The sequence below is a fragment of the Treponema sp. R6D11 genome (assembly GCF_054786075.1).
The window spans coordinates 1-1,248 of the sequence record NZ_BDHD01000367.1 but is presented as its reverse complement, the minus strand read 5'-3'; the positions used below and the strand labels follow the sequence as shown (position 1 = coordinate 1,248).

The window sequence follows — 1,248 nt, the reverse complement described above, 5'->3', positions numbered from 1 at the left end:
ATGGGGAGAAAATGAAAGAATACAAAGCGTACATTTTTGATCTTGACGGCACTCTGCTTGATTCGATGGGCGTGTGGGGACAAATCGACGCTGATTTTCTAGCAAAGCGTGGAATTGCCGTCCCGCCCGATTATATGGACGCAATTTCGCCGATGACTTTTTATGAAACCGCCGCCTATACGATTAAACGTTTTGCCCTGTCTGACAGCGTTGAGGACTTAATGCGCGAATGGAACAACATGGCGGCACACGCATATGGTCACACAGTACAAATGAAACCTCATGCGAAAGAGTATCTTACTACACTGCGGGAAGGCGGGGCAAAGCTGGCAATCGCAACCAGCCTGTCCGCAGAGTTGTGCGATCTTGTACTGCGCAACAACGGCATTGATGATTTTTTTGATGCCATTTGCAGAACAGACGAAGCGGGGTACGGAAAGTCGCGCCCCGATGTTTTTTTGCTTGCCGCGAAAAAAATTGGAGTATCGCCGCAGGACTGCCTTGTATTTGAAGATTTATTTGAAGCCGTAAAAAGCGCAAAAAGCGCAAGTTTTGGCGTTTGCGCCGTATATGACAAATCGCCAGAAAATTATTGGGAACAAATGAAAGCCATAGCGGATTACGCGATTACCGATTTTTACGATGCGCCATGTTACGCTAAAACGCAAAATCATAAAGCCGTTGTAAGATAGCGTCTATTTTAACGGCGTACTGTCTGTCCGCAGCCCAAGTTCCGGCAAGTCCTTCGATTGTAGGGCTGGAGCCTTTTTTTACATACCTGTAGCGAGGATCAACTAACTGTCCTTTGAGCGGTTCTTCTGTCGCATAACCTTTCAGGTGCTGAATATGCGCGCGTACTCCTGTTTGCGGATCAGGGAAAACAAGACCGGGCTGTTCTGGACCGATTGAGCCTAGACCGCAAAAATTGTACCACTGCGGCTGAACAAGTCCGCCGTAGTTTAAGTAGCCGGTTTCAAGGCACATCTGGGAAAAAGCGACATCGTGATTAACTCCCTCAAAGTCGACTTCCTCAACATAAAATCCAGCCAACTTGAGCACATAATCCTTGTCAATTTTTGAATTATTCTGCAAAAGAAAAAGTGCCAATTTCTCCGCACCGACATTTCCCTTTCCCATAATACTATTTGGGTGTTCCGGTTTTTTTCCCGAAGCCGTGGAAAAAAGAGAGGCACATGGGGAGAAAATGAAAGAATACAAAGCGTACATTTTTGATCTTGACGGCACTCT

At 46.3% G+C, this 1,248-nt stretch carries 2 protein-coding genes; one reads left to right on the top strand and one right to left on the bottom strand.

Annotation, left to right across the window (positions count from 1 at the left end):
- A partial coding sequence (locus tag ACYVTD_RS13180; RefSeq protein ID WP_461248195.1) for an HAD family hydrolase occupies positions 1–692 on the top strand: 692 nt, incomplete at its 5' end.
- On the opposite strand, the gene ACYVTD_RS13175 is transcribed toward ACYVTD_RS13180, so the two are convergent.
- Positions 658–1,245, bottom strand: coding sequence for a glucosaminidase domain-containing protein (locus ACYVTD_RS13175; RefSeq protein ID WP_461248196.1), 588 nt, complete (start codon positions 1,243–1,245; stop codon positions 658–660). The two genes, ACYVTD_RS13180 and ACYVTD_RS13175, sit on opposite strands and share 35 nt — an antisense overlap.
- Positions 1,246–1,248: the final 3 nt, after the last annotated feature.